The 3,242-nt window shown below is 67.8% G+C and carries 3 protein-coding genes and 1 pseudogene; 3 read left to right on the plus strand and 1 reads right to left on the minus strand.

Annotation, left to right across the window (positions count from 1 at the left end):
• Positions 1-187: 187 nt before the first annotated feature.
• Positions 188-301, minus strand: a pseudogene (locus VFA16_RS12955) (TetR family transcriptional regulator); the annotation flags it as partial.
• A gap of 78 nt (positions 302-379) precedes the next feature.
• Between VFA16_RS12955 and VFA16_RS12960 the strand changes: the two are divergent.
• The 3 genes from VFA16_RS12960 to VFA16_RS12970 all read left to right on the plus strand — a co-directional run bounded on the left by VFA16_RS12960 (position 380) and on the right by VFA16_RS12970 (position 3,120).
• A complete protein-coding gene (locus tag VFA16_RS12960; protein WP_324968199.1) occupies positions 380-1,972 on the plus strand; it encodes a Na+/H+ antiporter in 1,593 nt (530 codons plus the stop codon).
• A 109-nt stretch (positions 1,973-2,081) separates the two neighbouring features.
• Positions 2,082-2,684, plus strand: coding sequence for a hypothetical protein (locus VFA16_RS12965; protein WP_324968200.1), 603 nt, complete (start codon positions 2,082-2,084; stop codon positions 2,682-2,684).
• Between the two features lie 49 nt (positions 2,685-2,733).
• Entirely contained in the window at positions 2,734-3,120 is a 387-nt protein-coding gene (locus VFA16_RS12970; RefSeq protein ID WP_324968201.1) for a DUF2237 domain-containing protein, read from the plus strand.
• Positions 3,121-3,242 lie beyond the last annotated feature (122 nt).

Consider the following 3,242-nt stretch of genomic DNA (forward strand, 5'->3'; position numbering starts at 1 on the left):
CCCACCCCTTGGACGCGACGCATGCGAGCGCTTCACGTGCGATACGGGTCTTACCCACCCCGGCAGCCCCGCACACCACGATTCCCGATGAATCGGGCGCTGACAGAGCGCCGTCAATGATCTGGTTCTCCTCCACGCGGCCCGTCAGCGGCCACTTCAAGAGCACGTACAAAGCCTAGGCCCGGGGGTACATGCCCCGCTCGGCGAACAGCCGCTCAGCCGCGGATAAGATCGCCTCCCGGGTGCCCGCCGACCTGTCGTTGCGCAAAGCCCCGGCTGCGGCCACCGGCTCAATGAACACCCCGGCCGCGGATTAAACCAAGCAGTCTATTTAACAGCTGCTGGGAAGGAGCTCAAGCCGGTACGACAGGATGTGCTGGTGTTCGGGCTTGTTGTAGTCGTTGCGCTGGTTGCCACGGTGATCGTGGGAACGGTCCTGGGCAAGCGCTATCGAGTCGGCCCGCCGGTATTGCTGATCCTGTTGGGCGCACTGCTGGGACTGATCCCGCGTTTCGGTCAGACGCACCTCGACGGGGAACTCGTGCTGCTGCTGTTCCTGCCGGCGATCCTCTACTGGGAGAGCATGAACACCAGCTTTCGCGAGATCCGCGCCAACCTGCGGGTCATCGTGCTGATCAGCATCGGCCTGGTGATCGCCACCGCGGTGGCGGTGTCGTGGACGGCGCGCGCGATGGGGATGGAGTCGCACGCCGCGGCGGTCCTTGGGGCTGTGCTCTCCCCGACCGACGCTGCCGCCGTAGCCGGCTTGGCCAAGCGGTTGCCGCGCCGGCCGCTGACCGTGCTGCGCGCCGAGAGCATCATCAACGACGGCACCGCGCTCGTGCTGTTCGCCGTCACCGTCGCGGTCGCGACTGGCAGCCCCGCGATCGGTCCGGCCGCCCTGGTCGGCCGGTTCGTCGGGTCTTATCTCGGAGGTATCGCCGCCGGGCTGCTGGTCGGCTGGACGGTGACACTGTTGCGCCGCCGACTCGACGCGCCGCTCGAAGAGGGAGCGCTGAGCATCCTGACCCCGTTCGCGGCGTTCCTGCTGGCCCAAAGCATCCGCTGCAGCGGCGTCGTCGCCGTCCTGGTGGCCGCCCTCGTGCTCACCTATGTCGGGCCGCGGGTGATCCGGGCCCGCTCTCGCTTGCAGGCCTTCGCCTTCTGGGACATGTCGACGTTTCTGATCAACGGTTCGCTTTGGGTGTTCGTCGGTGTGCAGCTCCCGGGGGCGGTGCGGGGCATCGCCGGCATCGACGGCGGACTTCGCCACGCCGCATTGCTGGCCCTGGCGGTCACCGGCGTCGTCATCGCGACCCGGTTTGCCTGGATGGAAATCACCACCGTGTTGATTCGCGCCCTGGACCGGCGCGCGGTGCAGCGCGCGCGCCGCGTCGACTGGCGCCAGCGCACGGTATCCAGCTGGGCTGGATTCCGCGGCGCGGTATCGCTTGCCGCCGCCCTGGCCGTCCCGCTGACCACTCGCAGCGGCGCCCCCTTCCCCGACCGCAACCTGATCATCTTCGTCGTATCGGCCGTGATCCTGGTGACCGTTTTGGTGCAGGGAAGCACATTGCCTCTGGTCGTTCGGTGGGCCCGGATGCCCCAAGACGCCAGGCACGCAGGCGAATTGCAACTGGCCCGCACGTGCAGCGCCGAAGCGGCCCTGCAAGCGTTGCCGCGAGTCGCCGGTGAACTCGGGGCGAGCCCGGAGCTGCTGAGGCGTCTGCAAAAGGAGTACGAAGAACAGGCCGCGCTGGTCATGGCGAATGCCGACGGCTCGGCGCCCAATGACGCCGCCGAGCGCAACGATCTGATTCGGCGGGTACGCCTTGGCGTGCTGCAATACCGGCGCCGGGCCGTCACCGAGCTACGTGACCAAAACCGCATCGATGACATCGTCCTGCGCGAGTTGCAAGCGGAGATGGACCTCGAGGAGGTGCAGCTGCTCGACCCTGCCGACGCCGAGTAGCGGCCGATCGAGCTCGGTATTCGGCTGACCAAAAAGACGAACTGCTGTCGGGCGATATAGTTGCTCGGCGTCGCATGTGCGGCGATTTCGCGGAACAGGAGGGCCGGGGATGAGGACTTCCGTGATCGCGATGGCAGGACTTACCGCGGCGGCCATGCTGGTCGGAGCATCGGCCGGCTGCGGGAGCCATTCGACGTCGAAGCCCGCGAGTCCAACCGCCTCGAGCACCCGCACCACCAGCCACAGCTCAGCGGCGACACAACCGAGCGGCTACACCCGGCTGCTGATCAGCGCCGCAGACATCAAGGCACCCGTGACCTTCAAAGCCAGCCCGCCGATCCAGGACCCGAACGGCAAGCCCGGTGCCGCAACGACATTCAGCGACGACGACAGCAGCCACGTCATCCACGACACCATCGAGGTCCTGCCGAATCCCGCCGCAGCGGCGAACGCCCTTAACGCGGCGAAGGGCGCGCCGCCCGGGGGCATCACCGGAAAGCCCGCCGCAACGAACATCGGGACCGGCGGTGTGACGATCTCGGGAGACGCACCCGATAAATCCAAGGGCGTGACGGTGTTGCTGTTCACCGAGGGCAGGACGTTTGTCACCCTCCAATTCGACGGCCCCGCCGGCGTGCCCGCGCCGCCGGAGTTCATCAACGACGTGGGGCAACAACAGGACGCCGCGATCAAGAAGGGGCTTCCCGCCTAACTTTTGGACGGCGGGAGATCCCGCAGCGCCCAAGGGGATACTGGTGCCGATGGCTGACCGCAACGTGCTGGGCGGCGCGCTGGAACCGTGCGGCACCGACCCGCTCACCGGCTTCTACCGGGACGGCTGCTGCTCGACCGGCCCGGAGGACCTCGGCCTGCACACCATCTGCGCCGTGGTGACCGCCGAGTTCTTGCGACACCAGCGCTCGATCGGCAACGATCTGGTGACGCCCAGGCCGGAGTACTCGTTCCCTGGCCTCACCCCGGGCGACCGCTGGTGCGTCACCGCAAGGAATTGGCTTTTGGCCTACCGCGACGGCTGCGCCGCCCCGGTGGTGCTGGCCTGTACCCACGAGCGAACCCTGGACGTGGTGCCGTTGGAGGCGCTGCGTGAGAACGCCGTCGACGTGCCCGACGACCTCGGCGGCCTGTGACAGCATCGCCGTATCGCCTAGGTTTCCAGCGCCTTCGCGCAGGCGGCGAGAATCGCCGAGAAGCTCGAACGCAGCAACCGCTGGCTGAGCGCCTCCAGCAGCTTGCCTCCCGCCCGGGCCGG

Origin of the sequence: Mycobacterium sp. (genome assembly GCF_035653355.1) — a bacterium.
In the GTDB taxonomy this organism is placed as follows: Bacteria; Actinomycetota; Actinomycetes; order Mycobacteriales; family Mycobacteriaceae; genus Mycobacterium.